The 20,424-nt window shown below is 61.5% G+C and carries 13 protein-coding genes and 1 pseudogene; 5 read left to right on the plus strand and 9 right to left on the minus strand.

Annotated elements, in window-relative coordinates; genetic code table 11:
* On the plus strand, positions 1–2,178 hold the full coding sequence (locus ACZ9H3_RS13635) for a malate synthase G (RefSeq protein ID WP_476221101.1): 2,178 nt from the start codon (positions 1–3) through the stop codon (positions 2,176–2,178).
* 64 nt (positions 2,179–2,242) lie between these two features.
* On the opposite strand, the gene ACZ9H3_RS13640 is transcribed toward ACZ9H3_RS13635, so the two are convergent.
* Positions 2,243–2,683, minus strand: a complete 441-nt coding sequence (locus ACZ9H3_RS13640; RefSeq protein WP_476221103.1) for a response regulator — start codon at positions 2,681–2,683, stop codon at positions 2,243–2,245.
* 246 nt (positions 2,684–2,929) lie between these two features.
* On the opposite strand from ACZ9H3_RS13640, the gene ACZ9H3_RS13645 reads away from it, so the two are divergent.
* Both ACZ9H3_RS13645 and ACZ9H3_RS13650 read left to right on the plus strand, forming a co-directional pair.
* Positions 2,930–4,867, plus strand: a complete 1,938-nt coding sequence (locus ACZ9H3_RS13645; protein ID WP_476221105.1) for a DUF294 nucleotidyltransferase-like domain-containing protein — start codon at positions 2,930–2,932, stop codon at positions 4,865–4,867.
* Complete coding sequence (locus tag ACZ9H3_RS13650; protein ID WP_065760755.1) at positions 4,864–5,574, plus strand: 3'-5' exonuclease; 711 nt, start codon at positions 4,864–4,866, stop codon at positions 5,572–5,574. Before ACZ9H3_RS13645 ends, ACZ9H3_RS13650 begins: the two co-directional genes overlap by 4 nt.
* Positions 5,575–5,590: 16 nt before the next feature.
* Here ACZ9H3_RS13650 and ACZ9H3_RS13655 read toward each other — a convergent pair whose 3' ends face one another.
* The 8 genes and pseudogenes from ACZ9H3_RS13655 to glnE form a co-directional block, all read right to left on the minus strand.
* Positions 5,591–7,030, minus strand: a complete 1,440-nt coding sequence (locus ACZ9H3_RS13655; RefSeq protein ID WP_476221107.1) for a lipopolysaccharide kinase InaA family protein — start codon at positions 7,028–7,030, stop codon at positions 5,591–5,593.
* Positions 7,030–7,782, minus strand: a complete 753-nt coding sequence (locus tag ACZ9H3_RS13660) for a lipopolysaccharide kinase InaA family protein (protein ID WP_102052197.1) — start codon at positions 7,780–7,782, stop codon at positions 7,030–7,032. The genes ACZ9H3_RS13655 and ACZ9H3_RS13660 overlap by 1 nt, the downstream gene beginning before the upstream one ends.
* Positions 7,779–8,513 carry a lipopolysaccharide kinase InaA family protein gene (locus tag ACZ9H3_RS13665; protein WP_102052198.1) on the minus strand — a complete coding sequence of 245 codons (735 nt, stop codon included), beginning with the start codon at positions 8,511–8,513 and terminating at the stop codon, positions 7,779–7,781. The genes ACZ9H3_RS13660 and ACZ9H3_RS13665 overlap by 4 nt, the downstream gene beginning before the upstream one ends.
* A pseudogene (rfaP, locus tag ACZ9H3_RS13670) lies at positions 8,513–9,320 on the minus strand (lipopolysaccharide core heptose(I) kinase RfaP). The gene ACZ9H3_RS13665 and the pseudogene rfaP overlap by 1 nt, the downstream one beginning before the upstream one ends.
* Positions 9,317–10,441 carry a glycosyltransferase family 4 protein gene (locus tag ACZ9H3_RS13675; protein ID WP_476221110.1) on the minus strand — a complete coding sequence of 375 codons (1,125 nt, stop codon included), beginning with the start codon at positions 10,439–10,441 and terminating at the stop codon, positions 9,317–9,319. The pseudogene rfaP and the gene ACZ9H3_RS13675 overlap by 4 nt, the downstream one beginning before the upstream one ends.
* Complete coding sequence (waaC, locus tag ACZ9H3_RS13680; protein WP_065760761.1) at positions 10,441–11,499, minus strand: lipopolysaccharide heptosyltransferase I; 1,059 nt, start codon at positions 11,497–11,499, stop codon at positions 10,441–10,443. The genes ACZ9H3_RS13675 and waaC overlap by 1 nt, the downstream gene beginning before the upstream one ends.
* On the minus strand, positions 11,500–12,549 hold the full coding sequence (gene waaF / locus ACZ9H3_RS13685; protein ID WP_065760762.1) for a lipopolysaccharide heptosyltransferase II: 1,050 nt from the start codon (positions 12,547–12,549) through the stop codon (positions 11,500–11,502).
* Positions 12,550–12,693: 144 nt separating this feature from the next.
* The gene (gene glnE, locus ACZ9H3_RS13690; protein ID WP_476221113.1) at positions 12,694–15,624 is read right to left on the minus strand and encodes a bifunctional [glutamate--ammonia ligase]-adenylyl-L-tyrosine phosphorylase/[glutamate--ammonia-ligase] adenylyltransferase; all 2,931 of its coding nucleotides are present in this window, start codon (positions 15,622–15,624) and stop codon (positions 12,694–12,696) included.
* A 386-nt stretch (positions 15,625–16,010) separates the two neighbouring features.
* On the opposite strand from glnE, the gene aceE reads away from it, so the two are divergent.
* Together aceE and aceF are read left to right on the plus strand one after the other, a co-directional pair.
* Complete coding sequence (aceE, locus tag ACZ9H3_RS13695) at positions 16,011–18,656, plus strand: pyruvate dehydrogenase (acetyl-transferring), homodimeric type (RefSeq protein ID WP_065760764.1); 2,646 nt, start codon at positions 16,011–16,013, stop codon at positions 18,654–18,656.
* 13 nt (positions 18,657–18,669) lie between these two features.
* Positions 18,670–20,301: a dihydrolipoyllysine-residue acetyltransferase gene (gene aceF / locus ACZ9H3_RS13700; RefSeq protein ID WP_476221115.1), complete on the plus strand. Its 1,632-nt coding sequence runs from the start codon at positions 18,670–18,672 to the stop codon at positions 20,299–20,301.
* The last annotated feature ends 123 nt before the right edge of the window (positions 20,302–20,424 follow it).

Genomic DNA, 20,424 nt, shown 5'->3' on the forward strand with positions numbered 1-20,424 from the left:
ATGACTGAACACGTTCAAGTCGGTGGCCTTCAGGTCGCCAAAGTCCTGTTCGACTTCGTGAACAACGAAGCCATTCCTGGAACCGGTATCAACGCCGAACAGTTCTGGGTGGGTGCGGAAAAGATCATCAACGACCTCGCTCCAAAGAACAAAGCCCTCCTGGCCAAACGTGACGACCTGCAGGCGAAGATCGACGCCTGGCACCAGGCACGCAAAGGCCAGGCACACGATGCTGCGGCCTACAAAGCCTTCCTTCAGGAAATCGGCTACCTGCTGCCAGAAGCGGCAGATTTCCAGATTTCCACCGAAAACGTCGATGACGAAATCGCTCGCATGGCCGGCCCACAACTGGTGGTTCCGGTCATGAATGCGCGCTTTGCCCTGAACGCATCCAACGCCCGCTGGGGCTCGCTGTACGACGCCCTGTATGGCACCGACGCCATCAGCGAAGCGGGTGGCGCGGAAAAAGGCAAAGGCTACAACAAGGTTCGTGGCGACAAGGTCATTGCCTTCGCTCGCGCCTTCCTCGATGAGTCCGCGCCACTGGCAGCCGGCTCCCATGTCGATGCCACAGCCTACCGTATCGAGAGCGGAAAACTGGTAGTCGCCCTCAAGGGTGGCAGCAACAGTGGCCTGCGCGATGATGCACAACTGATTGGCTTCCAGGGCGATGCGGCGAAACCGACCGCCATCCTGCTCAAGCACAACGGCCTGCACTTCGAGATCCAGATCGACGCCAACACCCCTGTCGGCCAAACCGACGCAGCGGGTGTAAAAGACATCCTGGTCGAAGCCGCCCTGACCACCATCATGGACTGCGAAGACTCCGTCGCTGCGGTCGATGCCGACGACAAAGTGGTGGTCTACCGCAACTGGCTCGGCCTGATGAAAGGCGACCTGTCTGAAAGCGTCAGCAAAGGTGGCCAGAGCTTCACCCGCACCATGAACCCGGACCGCGAGTACAGCACGCCTCAGGGTGGCACGTTGAGCCTGCACGGTCGTTCGCTGCTGTTTGTGCGTAACGTTGGTCACCTGATGACCATCGACGCCATTCTCGACAAAGACGGCAACGAAGTACCAGAGGGCATCCTCGACGGCCTGATCACCAACCTGGCAGCGGTGCACAACCTCAACGGCAACACCTCCCGCAAGAACAGCCGTACCGGCTCTGTGTATATCGTGAAGCCGAAAATGCATGGCCCTGAAGAAGCCGCATTTACCAATGAACTGTTCGGTCGCATCGAAGACGTTCTGGGCTTGAAACGTAATACGCTGAAAGTCGGCATCATGGACGAGGAGCGTCGTACCACGGTCAACCTGAAGGCCTGCATCCAGGCTGCCAGCGAGCGTGTAGTGTTCATCAACACCGGTTTCCTTGATCGCACCGGCGATGAAATCCACACCTCCATGGAGGCTGGCGCCATGGTGCGCAAAGGCGACATGAAAACCGAGAAGTGGATCGGCGCTTACGAGAACTCCAACGTCGATATCGGTCTGGCCGCTGGCCTGTCAGGTCGTGCACAGATCGGTAAAGGCATGTGGGCCATGCCGGACCTGATGGCCGGCATGCTCGAACAGAAGATCGCTCACCCGCTGGCTGGCGCCAACACTGCCTGGGTGCCGTCGCCAACGGCTGCAGCGCTGCACGCGCTGCATTATCACAAGGTCGACGTCTTCGCCCGCCAGGCGGAACTGGCCAAGCGTGCACCGGCTTCGGTCGACGACATCCTGACCATCCCGCTGGCCGCCAATACCAACTGGTCCGACGAAGAGATCCGTAACGAGCTGGACAACAACGCCCAGGGCATCCTCGGTTATGTTGTGCGCTGGATCGACCAAGGCGTTGGCTGCTCGAAAGTGCCGGACATCAACGATGTAGGCCTGATGGAAGACCGCGCCACCCTGCGGATTTCCAGCCAACTGCTGGCCAACTGGTTGCGTCACGGTATCGTCAGCGAAGCCCAGGTCATGGAGAGCCTCAAGCGCATGGCCCCCGTGGTTGACCGGCAGAACGCCAACGACCCGCTGTACCGCCCACTGGCACCAGACTTCGACAACAACATCGCCTTCCAGGCGGCAGTCGAACTGGTGGTAGAAGGTACCAAGCAGCCGAACGGCTACACCGAGCCGGTCCTGCACCGTCGTCGGCGCGAGTTCAAGGCGCGTAACGGCCTGTAACGCCATCGCCAGCACTGCCTCCCACCGGGGGGCGGTGCTGGCGGCGACGCACGTCGCCTCACGCTCAGTTCACACCCAACTCCCGCCGCACCAGCGCCAGCAACGCCTCCATATCGATCGGCCCGAGCAAAAAGTCCACTACGCCCAGGCGCATTGCCGAGATCGCATCCTGCACATCAGCCTCAGCAGAGGTAATCACGATAGGCAAGGCCGCCCGTTCCGTTCCCCGAATCAACCGAATCAACGCCAGGCCATCGACCGGGGCCATATGCAGGCCCGTGATCAACAGGCCGATTGTCCGATCCTTCTTCAGCCGCTGAAGTACCGCTTGGCCGTCATCCAGCACCAGGCACTGCACGCCATGGCTGGAGAGCTGCGCAGCCAGCAGTTCAGCGGCATTGCGCGGGTCGTCGACAATCAATACTGTCAGGGCTGCCGGAGCCTGCATGACCGCGCTTAACGCCTCACGCTCGGCGTCACTCAAGATATTTTCATGATCGGTCATCACGGCTCCATGCACGTAGAAAATTGCCCACTGGAACAAGTTCAGACTGCATTCGGACGCCTTGCAACCTGCCTTTCATCGCTTAATGGATGGCCTGCAGCCCGCTCCTGACGCCAATCAACCTGCCTATGCCGCGTTTTTTAGACTTACGTCCAATGGGCACTGCCGGGCCTGCGACCGACCATGGAGGCAGACAAGAACAATCTTCGGCGCTGCGCCGCCGAGCCCAGAGATGTGGTCGAACACATGAGTAAAATGGACGCCTTCGCCCAAGCCGGCAAGACGGCAGTCATGCAGAACATTCAGGGAACCATGCAGTTCCTGCAGCGTTTCCCTCCGTTCAACCAGATGGAGAACGCCCATCTGGCCTATCTGGTTGAACAGTGCCAGTTGCGTTTCTATGCTGCCGACGAAAGTATCATCAAGCCCGCCGATGGGCCTGTGGAGCATTTCTACATCGTCAAACAGGGGCGTGTGGTCGGCGAACGCCCGCACACCGCCAAACGCGGCACTGAAACCACCTTTGAAATCACCAGTGGCGAGTGCTTCCCACTGGCGGCGCTGCTGGGTGAGCGTGCGACCCGTACCGAGCATCTGGCCGCCGAGGACACCTTCTGCCTGCGGTTACCTAAAGCCGCGTTCATTCGTCTGTTCACGCTGTCTGACGTGTTCCGGGACTTCGCCCTGCGTGGGGTCAGCAGCCTGCTTGATCAGGTCAACCAGCAAGTCCAGCGCAAGGCCGTCGAAACCCTGGGCACTCAGTACTCGCTGAACACTCGCCTGGGCGAGCTGGCAATGCGTCACCCGGTGGTCTGCGGCCCCGAGACAGCGCTGCGCGAAGCGGTACGGCTGATGCATGAACAACAGGTTGGCAGCATCGTCATCGTCGACCCACAGCGAGCACCGATTGGCATCTTCACCCTGCGCGACCTTCGTCAGGTGGTGGCCGACGCCAGCGCCGACTTCGCCACGCCGATCGAACAGCACATGACCCACGCGCCGTTCTTCCTCAGTCCCGAGGCCAGTGCCTTCGATGCGGCCATTGCAATGACCGAGCGGCACATCGCCCACGTTTGCCTGGTGGAAGACAAACGCCTGTGTGGTGTGGTGTCCGAACGTGACCTGTTCTCCCTGCAACGGGTGGACCTGGTGCACCTGGCCCGCACCATCCGCAACGCACCACGCATCGAGAACCTGGTATCGATACGCGGCGAGATCGGTCAACTGGTCGAGCGCATGCTGGCCCACGGCGCATCCTCGACCCAGATTACCCAGATCATTACCTTGCTCAACGACCATACGGTCTGCCGCGTCATCGAGTTGGCGCTTCAGGACAAAGGCGATCCGGGTGTGCCGTTCAGTTGGCTGTGTTTTGGCAGCGAAGGGCGACGCGAGCAAACCCTGCATACCGACCAGGACAACGGCATTATCTTCGAGGCACGCGATGCGGCCCAGGCCGAAGAGATCCGCAGCAAGCTGTTGCCGCTGGCGCTGCACATCAACCAAGGCCTGGCCCAATGTGGATTCACCCTGTGCAAAGGCAACATCATGGCCAGCAATCCACAGCTGTGCCTCTCACGCGCCGAGTGGGCCCGCCGCTTCGCCGCCTTCATTCGTGAAGCCACGCCGGAAAACCTGCTGGCTTCAAGCATCTACTTTGACCTTCGGGTGGTCTGGGGCGACGAAAGCGCCTGCGAGCAACTGCGTCAGGGCATTCTTGAGCAGGTAGCAGACAACCGTCTGTTCCAGCGCATGATGGCCGAAAACGCCTTGCGTCAGCGCCCACCGGTTGGCCGTTTCCGGGACTTCGTCCTGACGCGCCAGGGCGACGACAAGGCCGCAACACTCGACCTTAAGGTTCAGGGCCTGACACCGTTCGTCGACGGCGCACGCCTGCTCGCGCTGGCCAATGGCATCGGCGCCAACAACACCCTGGAGCGCCTGCGCCAACTGGTTGCCAAGGACGTCATCGACCCGCTGGACGGTGCGGCCTATGAAGAGGCCTACCACTTCATCCAGCAGACCCGGATGCAGCAACACCAGTTGCAAACCCGGCATCACCTGCCCTACTCCAACCGCGTCGACCCGGACAGCCTGAACCATCTGGACCGACGCATCCTGCGTGAATCCCTGCGCCAGGCCCAGCGCCTGCAAGCCAGCCTGACCCTGCGGTACCAGTTATGAGTCTGTTTGCCTGGCTGCGTCCCCGCCAGCCCCACCTTAACGAACAACAAGCGCAGCGCCTGGCACAATTGCCTGGCGCTGCCGCCCTCGACGAGCGCCCGCTAGACGAACAACGCTGGGTTGTTCTCGACCTGGAGACCAGTGGGTTGAACGTCAACCGTGACCAGGTACTGTCGATTGGTGCGGTAGTCATTGAGGACGGCGCCATCGACTTCAGCCAACAGTTTGAGCGCACCCTGCACCGACACGACCACAAACTCAGCCCCAGCGTACTGATCCATGGCCTTGGCCCCAGCGCCATTGCTGCCGGTTGCGACCCCGCGCAAGCCTTGCTTGACCTGATGGAGTTTGTTGGCGAAAGCCCGATACTGGCCTTTCATGCACCCTTTGATCAGCGCATGCTCAGCCGCGCCCTTAAAGACAGCCTGGGTTACCGCCTGCAACACCCTTTCATCGATGTGGCCGAACTGGCCCCCCAGCTCAACCCCAACGCCACCTTGCGTGAAGCCGGGCTTGATGACTGGACCTACTACTTCGGCCTGGAGGCCAGCGAACGCCACCATGCCAGTGCCGACGCCATGGTCACTGCCGAACTGGCCCTGATCCTGTTCAACCAGGCAAAACGGCAACACATCGACAGCCCCTTGGCGCTTGAACAGCGGCTAAACGGCTGGCGCCGGCGTCAGCAGCAGCGTCAGCTCTTCTAAGCAAGCACGCTGACGCTCAGGCAAGCGTCGGCAGTTCCCGATCCAGCCGCTGGTACAGGGCGCTGTCCGTGGGCCAGTTGCGCAGCAACCGCGCCCGGTCGCGGGCAAATGCCGGGGCGAAGCTGAGCTGGGTCGCATGGTGGCTCATCGCATCCAGGTCGATCAGCGCCCAACGACCATCCTGCCAGAACAGGTTGTGCCCCTTCAGGTCACCATGGCTGATGCGCTCATGGATCAAGCGCTCCAACAACTGCTGTAGAGCCTGCAACTGCTCCTGAGGCACGTCGCCGCGCTCGACATACGGCGCAAAGCACTCGACCAGGTCAGGCCCGTCCATGTACTCGGTCACCAGGTAAGCGCGACCACGCAAGCCGCAGGTCCGCCGTTCCAGTACCGCCAGCGGCTTCGGCGTGGCGATTTCCAGAAACGTCAGGCGATGCCCTTCAATCCATGAATGCCAGGCACGGCTCGGGCGCCAGAAGCGCTTGAACCAGTGAGCGGCATTCTTGATGTTGTAGCGCTTGATCACCAGACGGCGGCCATCGACCTCGACCCGAGCGACACTGGCGGCCCCTCCGGTCTTGTACATATGCCCCTGCTCGATCAAGGTATCGGCCTGCTCCAGCACAGCGCTCATCGCGGCCAACTCATCGCGGCGCACGGCCCGCAAGCCGGAAAGCCCGCGCTCGACGCTAAACAGCGTGCATTCACGGCCGGCCTTGTCCAGGTAGTCCTTCAGCCGCCAGGCACGCACCTTGTCGGTCTGTTTCTGCAGCGCTTCCAGTACCAGCGCATGTTCACCATTGGCCAACAGGTAATGAACCAACAGTTCTTCGATGTACGGTTCAAGACGCTTGGGCAACTGCGCAAACAACACCCCAAGGTTCTGCAGCACCCGATCACGCGACAGCGGTTGGCCAGGGGTTTCGGCCTTGATACCGGCCCCGTCGATCAGGTACAGCTGACCGTTGTGACGCAACAGGTTGTCCAGGTGCAGGTCTTCCTGCCAAAGGCCCTTGGCATGCATCTGCGCCACCGCAGCCAATGCCTCGCCCAGCACCTGCTGCTGCTCGTCTGCCAGCAACGGCAGGTTCTCCACTTCGGCCCAGGCGTCGGCCAGGCTGAGTGCACCCTCAAGAAACTCGAACAGCAGCCAGCCACCCTCGCCCTCGCGCAGGCCATCTGCCAACAGCCGCGGCGTGGTCAGCCCTTGCGCGGCAAGCAAGCGCACGCCCTCCAGCTCACGCTGAAAGTGCCGCGCAGCGCTGTTGCCCACCAGCAGCTTGGCCAGTACGGGCTTGCCACGCCAGACCCCGGCACCGACATAGCGTTGCCCAGGCAACACCCGCAATAGCGTGAGCAGTTGCAGATCGGCAGCACCGGCTGCATCGGCCAGGGAAATGCTCAGTGGCAGCGTCGGGCGACGTCCGGCGCTCTTGAGTTCAGACAATTGCATCAGCGAGCCTCTTTAATACAGCGGCGGCGCGTCAGGCGCTCCAACCAATTATCGACCAAAGCGCTGTCTGCTGGCTGTTTCAGATAAGCCCCCAGCAGCACACGCACATCGCCTTCGCTCCAGGCCTGGGCACGCCGCAGCAATGGTTCCAGGTCTTTCAGCCGGTCGCGCATGCCAAACAACAACGGTCGCGTTTTCTCCAGGTCAATCAGCCGTGCCTGCCAGCCATCACGGCGCTCACGCAGAAAAATATGCTTGGGATAGAAACAGCAATGCACCTGACCGGCGCGGTGCAGCTTACGCGCGGCTCGTCCACACACCTGAAGAATGCCCTGACGCTTCGACGCCGACAGCTGCGGCCACTTTTCCAGCAGGCTTTCCAGGTCGCTCCAGTCGTCCAGTGCACGGGTCATCAGAATAGCTCGACGCTCACCGCGAATACGCCGCTCACCGTAGTAGACCGCCTGCAACGCAGGGATGCTCAGGGCCTGGTAACGGCTGATATTGCGAAACTCGCGGGCAAACGTCGGCTCACCGAATGGCCGGTGCAAGGTGCGAGTCAGGTAGTTGCTCTGACGCTTCAGGTAGTAGCCCTTCCCCTCAAGCTCCAAGCGGTAAACGCTGCTCCAGCCACCACGCCCGGTATTGGGCTCATCGACCGCATCGAGCTGCAGTGCCCAAAGTTGGTCGAAATCGCTCAGGCCATGACGGGCGAGCAATGCCAACTCGCCACTGGCCAGAAAATCGCTCATTCACGTCCCTCAAAAAACCTGACAACATGCCGAATGCGCCGCTTGTCCGCCGCATCGAGCCGCTTGCACCCACGGTACTGCAGGTAGAAGCGCAATCTTTGGGTAGCCGACAACTGATACTTGGCCACTTTATCCAGGCATGCCAAATCCTTTGTAATCCGGTAGCGCAGCATAAAGCCCCACCAGAAGTCGCCCGTCGGGCAGTCGATCAGGAACAACGTGCCCTGATCATCGACCAGCAGGTTGCGCCACTTAAGGTCGTTGTGGGTAAAACGCTGGTCATGCATGCAGCGGGTATGCCGCGCCAGCTGTTGACTCAGGTGGTCAACCCAGGCGCGGTCACGCAAGCGCGGGTCACGGCGTTCCGCCAGCGCCGACAAGTCTTCGGTATGCGGCAACTCACGGGTAATCATCGCCCCGCGGCTAAAACTCAGGCCGTTGCGCTCCAAGCCCCAGGCGATCACTTCGGCGGTAGGGATGTTCCACTTTGCAAACTGCCTGAGGTTCTGCCATTCCGCTTTGATCCGTGGGCGCCCGAGGTAACGGCGCAGGCCTTTGCCAGCACCGACATAGCGTTTGACGTAATAGTTGATTCCGTCGCGCTGAACCCGGATCACCTCGCTCAACAGATCGTGCGTCAAGCGCTCACCCTGAAGCGCGAAGACCGCATCGATACTGCCAAAATCGGCTGCGAGTGCCGCATAGGCAGGGTCAAGTGTCCAACCCGCCATCAGAGCGCATCCCCATACCGTTGCTTGCGCGCATAGAGCTTCTGGGCCTTGCCCTCCAGCCAGCGCAACAAGGCGGCTTCTTCGGCCAGAACCTGACGCAATGGCTGCTGAAAATAGCCGCGCAGGAAACGCAGCTTGTCGCGCGGAGTCAGGCCAATGTCCAGAGCCGAGAAGTACAGCGCTGCCAGGTCTTTGTCGCGCCAGCGCCGGGAGATCTGCGCGCGGGTTTGAGCGCGGTGCAGGTCGATCACCGAAAGCTTGAAGTCATCCGCCGTCACTGGACGGTCGGTGTGCAGCAGGAAGTGACAGATGTAGCAGTCACGGTGATTGACCCCTGCGCGGTGCATGGTGCCGGTCATGCGCGCCACTTCCGCAATCAACGCCCTTTTCAGGCGCGGCTCTGGTGGCTGCCGGGTCCAGTTCAGGCTGAAATCTTCCAGGCTGACCGTGGGCGCCAGTTCCTCCGTCACGATGAACGAGTGCTGAGTCGCCGGGTTGCTGCCACGCTCACCATAGGCCACTGCGGTCATGGTGGGGGACGCCGACCTGGTGCAGGCGCTCAATGGCGCGCCATTCCTGGCCAGCACCGAGCACCGGCAGCTTGGCCGTGAACAGGTTCTTGAAGATCTCACCCCAGCCAATGCCACGGTGAATCTTGACGAAATAACCCCGCCCCTCGACCTCGGTGCGCAGGGTACGGCGGCCTTCCAGCTCGCGGTACACCTGGCCTTGCAAGGCTTCAACAGCCTCGAAGGCATCGCACCCGGCCCACAGGCGCTTGAAGGGTTCAGCCAGTTTCAGCTTCATGCGCGCTCCTGCGCCAGAATCACATCGGCGGCATGCTCGGGCATGCTGTACAAGTCGGCACTGTCGGCAAACGCCAAACCATTACGCGCCCAGGCGGCGCGAGCGGTGTTGTCTTCAAGCATGCGTTGCAGGTACTGGTTAAGCTGCTCCTGCTCGAAGGGTTCATCGAGCACCAGGCCGCTGTCAGCCTCGGCAATGTAATGGGCATAACCACAGACCGCCGAGACCAGCACCGGCAAACCCGCCACCAGGGCCTCCAGCAACACCGTCCCGGTGTTCTCGTTGTAGGCCGGGTGAATCAACAGGTCGGCACCGAGCAGGAAGCGCGGAATATCGCTGCGCCCCTTGAGAAACTGCACGTGCTCACCCAGGCCCAGCGCCGTACTCTGCAGTTGGAACACCTTGGGGTCGTCCTGACCGATCACCATCAGCCGGGTACGTTTGCGCAAGTCCGAAGGCAGTGCCGCCAGGGCTTTCAGGCTGCGATCGACACCTTTGGTCTTGAAACCCGAACCGATCTGCACCAGCAACAGTTCATCTTCCGACAACTTGAACTCACGGCGAAACGCCGCACGAATCTCTGCGGCGTTGGCCGGCGCCCGGCGATCCTGGGAGATGCCCGGTGGCAGCAAGTGGAAACGTTGCAGCGGCGTGCCGTAGTGTTTGATGAACAGTGGTTGTTGCACTTCGGAGATCATCAAGATTTCAGTCTTGGACTCTGGCGCAAATACCGCCCGCTCGTACTCGGCAAAATGCCGGTAGCGGCCCCAACGCCGGTACAGCGAGTTACGCAGGGTCTGCGCCTTGTCCTCGAAGCAACCGTCAGCCGCATAGTAAACGTCCAGGCCGGGCATCTTGTTGAAACCGATCAAGCGATCGACCGGGCGTTTGGCCAGGTCGGCCGCCATCCAGGCACTGAGTTTTTCATTGCGTCGGTGGTTGAACAGCGCCTTGACCGGCGCCACCAACACTTCAAAGCCCGGAGGTACATCGCCCTCCCAGATCAACGAGTAGACACGGATCTGGTGCCCGCGACGCTGGCACTCCAACGCAATGCGCATGAAGTCGCGTTGCAGGCCACCGAACGGGAAATACTTGTAGAGCACGAAAGCCAGTTGCATCAACGAACATCCTCAGCCAGCAGCAGCGCGCTCAATCGGCCCGCGACGTGCTCGGGATTCAAGCGAGTGAAACACAACGGCCACTCGCGTTTGAGATCGAACCGACGCTGATCGTCAGCGCTCGGTTTGTAGGTGCATTTCTTCTGCAGGCAGGGCGCACAGGGGAAATTGCTCCCCAGGTGTATCTGCGCCTTGCCATAGGCACCGGTGAGCCCTGGGTTGGTCGGCCCGAACAAGGACAGGGTTGGCACATCCAGCGCTGCCGCCAAGTGCCCGAGGCCGGTATCTACCGCCACACAGGCCCTGGCCGACGCCAGCACCCGGGCGACACCGGCCAGATTCAGTTTCGGCAAGACCTTGGCATTGCTCAGCCCTTGGGCAATACGCTCGGCACGCGCACGCTCGGCCGGGTTCCCCCACGGCAAACGCACCTCGACACGCAGGCGGCCCATGCGCTCGGCCAGCTCCCGCCAGTAGGCCTCAGGCCAGTGCTTGGTGTCCCAGGTGGTGCCATGCAGAAACACCACGAACGGTGCCGCGATGCCTTCCTGCAAGCGGGCACGATCAAGGCCATAGTCACCCAAACCGGAAGGCAGGTCGTAGCCCAGCGACAAGGCGAACAGCTGACGCACCCGCTCGACCGCGTGCTGGCCATTGGCAACCGACAGTCGACGGTCATAGAACCGGCTCGACAGGCCTTCGCGGGCCGAATAGCGGTCAAGGCCAGCTACCGGCGCCTTGACGTAGCGGGTCAACCAGGCGCTCTTGACCAAGCCTTGAGCATCGATCACCAGGTCGTACTGGCGTTCACGCAGACGCTGCTTGAACTGGCGCCATTCACCGCTCTTGAAGGTCTGCCAGAGGTTCTTGCGCCAGCGGCGAATAGCCACCGGAATGACCTTGTCCACCGCAGGATGCCAACTGGGGATCTCGGCAAAACCCTCTTCGACCACCCAGTCGAAGCGGATGCCGGGAATCGCCCGGGACGCATCGGTCAGCGCCGGCAACGCGTGAATCACGTCACCCAAAGAAGACGTCTTGATCAGCAATACCCGCACTTAGTCGACCTCGGCCATGACATCAATCAACGTCGGGCCGTTCAACCGCTGCAGCGCGGCAGCCACGGCATCCGGCTCCAGCTGGCGCAGGCAATTGTAGTGACCAAAGCGGCAGGTCCGCTCGAAACACGGGCTGCACTCAAGGCCCAGGCGAACGATTTCCACCTGATCGGCCAACGGCGGGGTGAAGCCCGGCGAGGTCGAGCCATAAACCGCCACCAGCGGACGGTTAAGGGCCGCAGCCACATGCATCAGGCCAGAGTCGTTGGACACCACCGCGTCACTGCAGGACAGCAGGTCAATCGCCTCGGCCAGGGAGGTTTCGCCACTGAGGTTGGTCGATTCCTCGCGCAGCCCAGGGATCAGCCGCTCACGGATCGACTCGCCCACCGCATGGTCGTTCTTCGAGCCAAACAGCCACACCTGCCAGCCTTCACGGATCTTGATTTCAGCAACCTTGGCGTAATGCTCGGACGGCCAACGCTTGGCCTCACCAAACTCGGCGCCAGGGCACAAGGCCAATACCGGGCGATCCAGGCTCAGGCCGAACTTGGCCAGCGCGGCCTCTCGGCTTTCGGCCTCGATGCGCAGGTTCGGACGCGGATAGGGTTGGGGCAGCTCGGCACCGGCCGGATACGCCAGGGCCATGAAGCGCTCGATCATCAACGGATAGCGTGCCTTGTCGAGCGTACGCACATCATTGAGCAGACCGTAGCGGAACTCGCCACGCCAGCCGGTACGCCGAGCGATGCCGGCAAAGAACGGCACCAGCGCCGACTTCATCGAATTGGGCAACAGAATCGCCTGATCGTACTCGCCAGCCAGGGATTTACCGATACGCCGACGGGTCGCCAACTCCAGCACGCCGTGGCCGAGCGGGAAGCTCAAGGCCTTGCGCACTTCAGGCATACGCTCAAGGATCGGCCGGCTCCATTCAGGTGCCAGCACATCGATCACACACTCGGGGTGATGCTGCTTCAGGCAATGGAACAGGGTCTGTGCCATTACCATGTCGCCCACCCAGCTGGGCCCAATGATCAAAATTCTCATGCTTTATCCAGAAACGATCAGGGAGGCTGCAGCCTGTTCATCAACAGCCTGGCCTCCCCTCTTTATAATCAGGCTTGATCCGACCAGTGTACGCCATGTGGTCGCAGCAGGCCTTCCATCGCCTGAATCAACGGCTCGAACCCCTCACTTCAGACCCAACTCAGCCCAGATACGCCGCACCTCGCGCCGCTCGCTGACGAACTGCCCGGCATCGATGACCCCGGCCTGTTTCTGCAAGGCCTGGCGATGTGCAGCCGAACGGAATGCCTTGTAGACCTCACGCAGCAGCACCGCATCGCTGACCGGCATCAACCCGGCTTCCTCAAGCCCTTCAAGGATGCGGATGTTATCGGTGTAACGCAGCAAGGCCGGATGCTTGTCAGACCAGGCCAAAGCGGCGTATTGCACCATAAATTCGATATCGACGATACCACCGGCGTCCTGCTTGATATCGAAGGGCATACCGGCGTCATAGGCATTGGCCGCCGTACCGGCAGCCGTCGCCTTGGTCCCGAGGTTGTCACGCATCTTGGCGCGCATCTCACTCACTTCGGTCTGCAGTTTACCCAAGTCGCGGCTCTGACCGAGGATACGGGCACGTACGCCCTCGAACGCTGCGCCGACCTGCGGGCACCCGACCAGCACACGGGCACGCACCAGCGCCTGATGCTCCCAGGTCCAGGCCTCGTTCTGCTGATAACGCTCGAACGCGCCCAGCGAACTGACCAACAGCCCCGAGGCGCCGGACGGGCGCAAGCGCATGTCGACATCGTATAACTGGCCGGAGTTGGTCTGAGTGGTCAGCAAGTGGATGATCCGTTGCCCCAGACGCGTGAAAAGCTGCGCGCTGTCGATCGGTTTGGCACCGTCGGTTTCGGCTTGCGGGTCGCCGTCATGGATAAACACCAGGTCCAGGTCCGAGCCGTGGCCCAACTCGATACCGCCCACCTTGCCGTAGCCCACAATAATGAAGCCCGGATCGCAGAGGCTACCGTCGCTGCGTTTAGGCTGGCCATGACGGGCCACCGTCTGGCGCCAGGCCAAGGCCAGCACCTGATCGAGGATCGCTTCAGCCAACCAGGTCAGGTAGTCACTGACCTTCATCAACGGCAGGTTGCCGGCAATTTCCGACGCAGCAACACGCAGGCTGTGCGCCAGCTTGAAGTGCCGCAGCGCCTCCATCTGCTGCTCCAGGTCATCCTCGGGAATACGCGTCAGCCGCTCACGCAGCTCGGCAGCCAACTCCGGCGCATGAGGCGGGCTGAACAGGCGACCTTCATTGAGCAGCTCATCAAGCAGCAGCGGGAAGCGCGCAATCTGCTCGGCAATCCAGGGGCTGGCGGCACAGAGGGTCAGCAAGCGCCGCAAGGCGCCTGGGTTTTCAGTCAGTAGCACCAGATAGGCGGAACGCCGCGCCACCGCCTCGACGAGCGGCAATACCCGCTCCAGTACCAGATCGGGATCAGCATGCTCCACCGCTTGCGCCAGCAGGCGTGGAATAAAGGCATCCAGGCGCTCACGACCCAGGCGCTGCATGGCACGCAACTGTGGGCTTGCGCGCAGGCCGGCCAGTTGTTTCAGCGCCTTGGGCCCGTCGACAAATCCGGCGTCCTGCAACTGACGGCAGGCGGCCTCCTCATCCTGTACCTCTTCCCACAACGGCAGCCATTCGCCTCCGACCACCTCTTCACCGGCTTCGCTGTCCTCGTCGGGGTCGGCAATGACCTGGCGGAAATGCCAGTCGATGCGCCCACGCCAGTACATCAACTGTTCATGGAACGCCGCCCAGTCGGCAAAGCCAAGCATAAAGGCGATCCGGGCACGGTCCAGCTCACTGTCAGGCAGCATTTGCGTCTGGCGGTCAGCAATTGCCTGGATGGCATGCTCGGTATAACGCAGGAACTCATAGCCCTCGCGCAGTTCGGCAACCACCGCAGGCGGCAGGTAGCCCTGCCCTTCAAGGGTTGCCAGCACCTTGAGCAGCGGCCGCTGCTGCAGGCTCAGGTCACGCCCGCCGTGAATCAACTGGAACGCCTGGGCGATAAATTCGACCTCGCGGATACCGCCAGCCCCCAGCTTTATATTGTCGGCCATGCCCTTGCGCCGGACTTCCTGCTGGATCAACTGCTTCATGGTGCGCAGCGCTTCGATCGCCGAGAAGTCCAGGTAACGCCGGTAAACGAATGGCCGCAGCATTTCCTGCAACTGCGCGCCAGTGGTCTGATCGCCAGCCACTACCCGCGCCTTGATCATCGCGTAGCGTTCCCAGTCTCGACCCTGGTCCTGGTAGTACTGCTCAAGGGCATTGAAGCTGAGCACCAGCGCGCCAGCCGAGCCATAAGGGCGCAAACGCATGTCGACCCGGAATACGAAACCGTCGACGGTGACCGGGTCCAGCGCCTTGATCAGGCGTTGACCAAGGCGGGTAAAGAACTCCTGATTATCCAGCGAACGTTTGACCCCTTCGGTTTCCCCGCCTTCCGGGTAGGCGAAGATCAGGTCGATATCCGAAGACAGGTTCAGCTCGACCGCGCCGAGCTTGCCCATGCCAAGCACCACCATGTGCTGCGGCTCGCCGCTACGGTGGCCGATGGGTGTGCCGAACTGCTGGCACTGACGCGGGTACAGCCATTGATAGGCCTGATCGATGGCCGCATCGGCCAGGTCGGAAAGGTCACGGCACGTCTGCACCAGATCGGCCTGGCGATTCAGATCACGCCATATGATCCGCACCTGCTGGCGCGTGCGCTGTCGGCGCAGGTTGCGCGCCAACTCGTCTTCCGTCGTGGCCGCCTGGGCCGCTGCAGCCACCTGGGCGCACAACTCACCGGCAGCGAACGAGCGGTCCAGTTCGCCACTGGCCAGCAGGTCCAGGAGCATCTGCGGGTCTCGCAGCACCTGTTGCAGGACAAAGTCACTGGCCGCGCAAACCCGGTCAAACTGCTGCCAGCGTTCTGGGCTCCAGTCGTCCAGTTGCAGGCCAGCGTCTGCGACCGCACTGCGCAGCGACTGTTTATTGCGCTCGACCAGCGGCGCGAAGGAAGCGGGCAACTCGGCCAGCGAAGGCAAGCTCATGGTCTATCCTTGAACGGCGTGAAAAAGTGGTGGGCTGCAAGGCACGTAAAACAAGGCCTCGGACAGACTGTCGTACAAAAGTTATAAATAGCTGAAAAAACCGATTTCTTGGTAGAAAACATCGCAGCAAACCCTTTGATGACGGAGCTTTTACCACCCGTATCGATTTTTCCCACAACCCGAGCAGAGGCCACGAGCCATTTTTCTGTAGTTTTACTACTATCATTTCGCCTCAAAAGCATGAAATGCCGATTGATTTGTAGTAAAACTACACAGCGCCGGGACCCTATCCGGTAATCCAAGAATTCATGTCGCCTGCCCACAAGGCCAGGCGCCAAAAAACTCAGGCCACCGATTCTGGTAGCCTTTCCGCCCTGGAGCAAGCCATGCAAGACCTCGATCCCGTCGAAACCCAGGAATGGCTGGACGCCCTGGAGTCGGTTCTCGACAAAGAAGGCGAAGACCGCGCTCACTACCTGATGACCCGTATGGGCGAGCTGGCAACCCGTAGTGGTTCGCAGCTGCCATATGCCATCACCACGCCATACCGCAATACCATTCCCGTCACCCACGAAGCACGCATGCCTGGCGACCTGTTCATGGAACGCCGCATTCGCTCGCTGGTGCGCTGGAACGCGCTGGCCATGGTAATGCGTACCAACCTGAAAGACTCGGATCTGGGCGGCCACATCTCCAGCTTCGCCTCCAGTGCCACCCTGTATGACATTGGCTTCAACTACTTCTTCCAGGCCCCGACCGATGAACACGGCGGCGACCTGATCTTCTTCCAGGGCCACGCCTCGCCGGGCGTCTACGCCCGCGCGTTCATGGAAGGCCGCATCAGCGAAGATCAGATGAACAACTTCCGCCAGGAAGTCGATGGCAATGGCCTGTCGTCGTACCCGCACCCATGGCTGATGCCTGACTTCTGGCAGTTCCCGACCGTTTCGATGGGCCTGGGCCCAATCCAGGCGATCTACCAGGCACGCTTCATGAAGTACCTGGAAAGCCGTGGCTACATCCCTGAAGGCAAGCAGAAGGTCTGGTGCTTCATGGGTGACGGCGAGTGCGACGAGCCGGAATCCCTGGGTGCAATCGCCCTGGCCGGCCGCGAGAAGCTGGACAACCTGATCTTCGTCATCAACTGCAACCTGCAGCGCCTCGACGGCCCGGTTCGCGGCAACGGCAAGATCATCCAGGAACTCGAAGGCGTGTTCCGTGGCGGTGGCTGGAACGTCAACAAAGTCGTCTGGGGCCGTTTCTGGGACCCACTGCTGGCCAAGGACACCCACGGTATCCTGCAGCGCCGCATGGACGAAGTCATCGACGGCGAGTACCAGAACTACAAGGCCAAGGACGGCGCGTTCGTCCGTGAGCACTTCTTCAACACCCCAGAACTCAAGGCCATGGTCGAAGACCTGTCCGACGACGAGATCTGGAAGCTCAACCGTGGTGGCCACGACCCGTACAAGGTCTATGCAGCCTACCATCAGGCGGTCAACCACAAAGACCAGCCGACTGTCATCCTGGCCAAGACCATCAAGGGTTACGGTACCGGTGCAGGCGAAGCCAAGAACACCGCGCACAACACCAAGAAGGTCGACATCGACAGCCTGCGGCTGTTCCGCGACCGCTTCGACATCCCGGTCAAGGATGACGAGCTGGAAAACCTGCCGTTCTTCAAACCGGAAGAAGGCAGCGCCGAAGCCCGTTACCTGAGCGAGCGCCGTGCCGCCCTGGGTGGTTTCGTGCCTCAGCGTCGCGCCAAGAGCTTCAGCATCCCGACTCCGCCACTGGAAACCCTCAAGGCAATCCTGGACGGCTCGGGCGACCGTGAAATCTCCACCACCATGGCCTTCGTGCGGATCCTCGCGCAACTGGTCAAGGACAAGGAAGTCGGCCAGCGCATCGTGCCGATCATCCCGGACGAAGCCCGTACCTTCGGTATGGAAGGCATGTTCCGTCAGTTGGGCATCTACTCCTCGGTCGGCCAGCTCTACGAGCCAGTCGATAAAGACCAGGTGATGTTCTACCGCGAAGACAAGAAGGGCCAGATCCTCGAGGAAGGCATCAACGAAGCGGGCGCCATGTCCTCCTTCATCGCTGCCGGTACCTCGTACAGCTGCCACAACCAGCCGATGCTGCCGTTCTACATCTTCTACTCGATGTTCGGCTTCCAACGTATCGGCGACCTGGCCTGGGCCGCTGGCGACAGCCGCACCCGTGGCTTCCTGATCGGCGGTACCGCCGGTCGCACCACGCTCAACGGCGAAGGCCTGCAGCACGAAGACGGTCACAGCCACATGCTGGCTGGCACCATCCCGAACTGCCGCACCTACGACCCGACCTATGGCTATGAACTGGCGGTAATCATCCGCGAGGGCATGCGCCAGATGATGGAAGAGCAGCAGGACATCTTCTACTACATCACCGTGATGAACGAAGCCTACACCCAGCCAGCCATGCCGGCCGGTGTCGAGGAAGGCATCATCAAGGGCATGTACCTGCTCGAGGAAGACACCCGCGAAGCGGCGCACCACGTTCAACTGATGGGCTCCGGCACCATCCTGCGTGAAGTCCGCGAAGCGGCGAAGATCCTGCGTGAAGAGTTCAACGTCGGCGCTGATGTCTGGAGCGTTACCAGCTTCAACGAACTGCGTCGCGACGGCCTGGCCGTAGAGCGCAGCAACCGCCTGCACCCTGGCCAGAAGCCGAAGACTACCTACGTCGAAGAGTGCCTGGCTGGCCGTAAGGGCCCGGTCATTGCCTCCACCGACTACATGAAACTGTTCGCCGAGCAGATTCGTCAGTGGGTACCGAGCAAAGAATTCAAAGTCCTGGGTACCGATGGCTTCGGTCGCAGCGACAGCCGCAAGAAACTGCGTCACTTCTTCGAAGTCGACCGCAACTTCGTAGTGCTGGCTGCCCTGGAAGCCTTGGCCGACCGTGGCGATATCGAACCGAAAGTGGTGGCTGAAGCCATCGCCCGTTTCGGCATCGACCCGGAAAAACGCAACCCACTGGACTGCTGAGGAGTATTTCTAAGTGAGCGAACTCATTCGCGTACCTGACATCGGCAGCGGTGAAGGTGAAATCATTGAGCTGTTCGTCAAAGTTGGCGACCGCATTGAAGCCGACCAGAGCCTGCTGACCCTGGAGTCCGACAAGGCCTCCATGGAGATCCCGGCTCCGAAAGCCGGCGTGATCAAGGCCCTGAAGGTCAAGCTGGGTGATCGCCTGAAAGAAGGCGACGAGCTGATGGAACTGGAAGTCGAGGGCGCCGCTGCGGCGCCTGAGGCTCCGGTCGCAGCACCTGCAGCCGCCCCGGCACCTGCTGCAGCGCCAGTCGCCGCAGCCGCGCCAGCAGCTGCACCTGCGGCTGCCACTGTTCAGGACATCCATGTTCCGGACATCGGCTCCTCGGGCAAGGCCAAGATCATCGAAGTACTGGTCAAGGTCGGCGACAGCGTCGCAGCTGACCAGTCGCTGATCACCCTGGAATCGGACAAGGCAAGCATGGAGATTCCATCGCCTGCTGCTGGCGTGGTTGAAGCGATCATCGCCAAGCTGGACGACGAAGTCGGCACTGGCGACCTGATCCTGAAGCTGAAGGTTGCAGGCGCAGCTGCGGCTGCCGCCCCGGCACCGGCCGCAGCACCCGCCAAGGCCGAAGCGGCTCCAGCTGCAGCACCTGCTGCAGCGCCAGCAGCGGCGGCCAAGGTCGAGGTGGCACCTGTCGCCGCTCCGGCTGCCAACAACGGCGCCAAGGTTCACGCCGGCCCTGCCGTGCGTCAACTGGCCCGCGAATTCGGCGTCGAGCTGAACGCTGTTTCGGCCAGCGGCCCGCACGGTCGTGTCCTCAAGGAAGACGTGCAGGCGTACGTCAAGGCCATGATGCAGAAGGCCAAGGAAGCGCCTGCCGCCGGTGCAACCGGTGGTGCAGGCATCCCGCCGATCCCGGAAGTCGACTTCAGCCGTTTCGGCGAAGTCGAGGAAGTGGCGATGACGCGCCTGATGCAGGTTGGTGCCACCAACCTGCACCGCAGCTGGCTGAACGTGCCTCACGTTACCCAGTTCGACTCGGCCGACATCACCGAACTGGAAGCCTTCCGCGTTGCGCAGAAAGCCGTCGCCGAGAAAGCGGGCGTCAAGCTGACCGTGCTGCCACTGCTGCTCAAAGCCTGTGCACACCTGCTCAAGGAACTGCCAGACTTCAACAGCTCGCTGGCACCAAGCGGCAAGGCCATCCTGCGCAAGAAATACGTGAACATCGGCTTCGCCGTGGACACCCCGGATGGTCTGCTGGTTCCGGTCATCAAGAACGTCGACCAGAAGAGCCTGCTGCAACTGGCTGGTGAGGCTGCGGCCCTGGCTGAAAAAGCCCGGACCAAGAAGCTCTCGGCTGATGACATGCAGGGCGCCTGCTTCACCATCTCCAGCCTCGGACACATTGGCGGCACCGGCTTCACGCCGATCGTCAACGCGCCGGAAGTGGCGATCCTTGGTGTCTCCAAGGCCACCATCCAGCCAGTCTGGGATGGCAAAGCCTTCCAGCCGAAGCTGATGCTGCCGCTGTCGCTGTCCTACGATCACCGCGTGATCAACGGCGCCGCAGCAGCACGCTTCACCAAGCGTCTGAGCGACCTGCTGGCCGACATCCGCACCATGCTGCTGTAATCGCTACACCCTGTCTCCCTCTGCCGGGGGAGACAGACCCTTTTTCGAGCTGCCACGCTCGTACCTCAACCCCGCCAATTTGGCGGGGCTTTTTTTGCCTGTTACTTGTGTGTTGCAGCCGTA

Source organism: Pseudomonas sp. TE3910 (assembly GCF_056279025.1).

Coding starts and splice junctions, on each gene's coding strand:
- ACZ9H3_RS13635 (WP_476221101.1), top strand. CDS start 1: ATGACTGAACACGTTCAAGTCGGTGGCCTTCAGGTCGCCAAAGTCCTG.
- ACZ9H3_RS13640 (WP_476221103.1), bottom strand. CDS start 2,683: ATGACCGATCATGAAAATATCTTGAGTGACGCCGAGCGTGAGGCGTTA.
- ACZ9H3_RS13645 (WP_476221105.1), top strand. CDS start 2,930: ATGAGTAAAATGGACGCCTTCGCCCAAGCCGGCAAGACGGCAGTCATG.
- ACZ9H3_RS13650 (WP_065760755.1), top strand. CDS start 4,864: ATGAGTCTGTTTGCCTGGCTGCGTCCCCGCCAGCCCCACCTTAACGAA.
- ACZ9H3_RS13655 (WP_476221107.1), bottom strand. CDS start 7,030: ATGCAATTGTCTGAACTCAAGAGCGCCGGACGTCGCCCGACGCTGCCA.
- ACZ9H3_RS13660 (WP_102052197.1), bottom strand. CDS start 7,782: ATGAGCGATTTTCTGGCCAGTGGCGAGTTGGCATTGCTCGCCCGTCAT.
- ACZ9H3_RS13665 (WP_102052198.1), bottom strand. CDS start 8,513: ATGGCGGGTTGGACACTTGACCCTGCCTATGCGGCACTCGCAGCCGAT.
- ACZ9H3_RS13675 (WP_476221110.1), bottom strand. CDS start 10,441: ATGCAACTGGCTTTCGTGCTCTACAAGTATTTCCCGTTCGGTGGCCTG.
- waaF (WP_065760762.1), bottom strand. CDS start 12,549: ATGAGAATTTTGATCATTGGGCCCAGCTGGGTGGGCGACATGGTAATG.
- glnE (WP_476221113.1), bottom strand. CDS start 15,624: ATGAGCTTGCCTTCGCTGGCCGAGTTGCCCGCTTCCTTCGCGCCGCTG.
- aceE (WP_065760764.1), top strand. CDS start 16,011: ATGCAAGACCTCGATCCCGTCGAAACCCAGGAATGGCTGGACGCCCTG.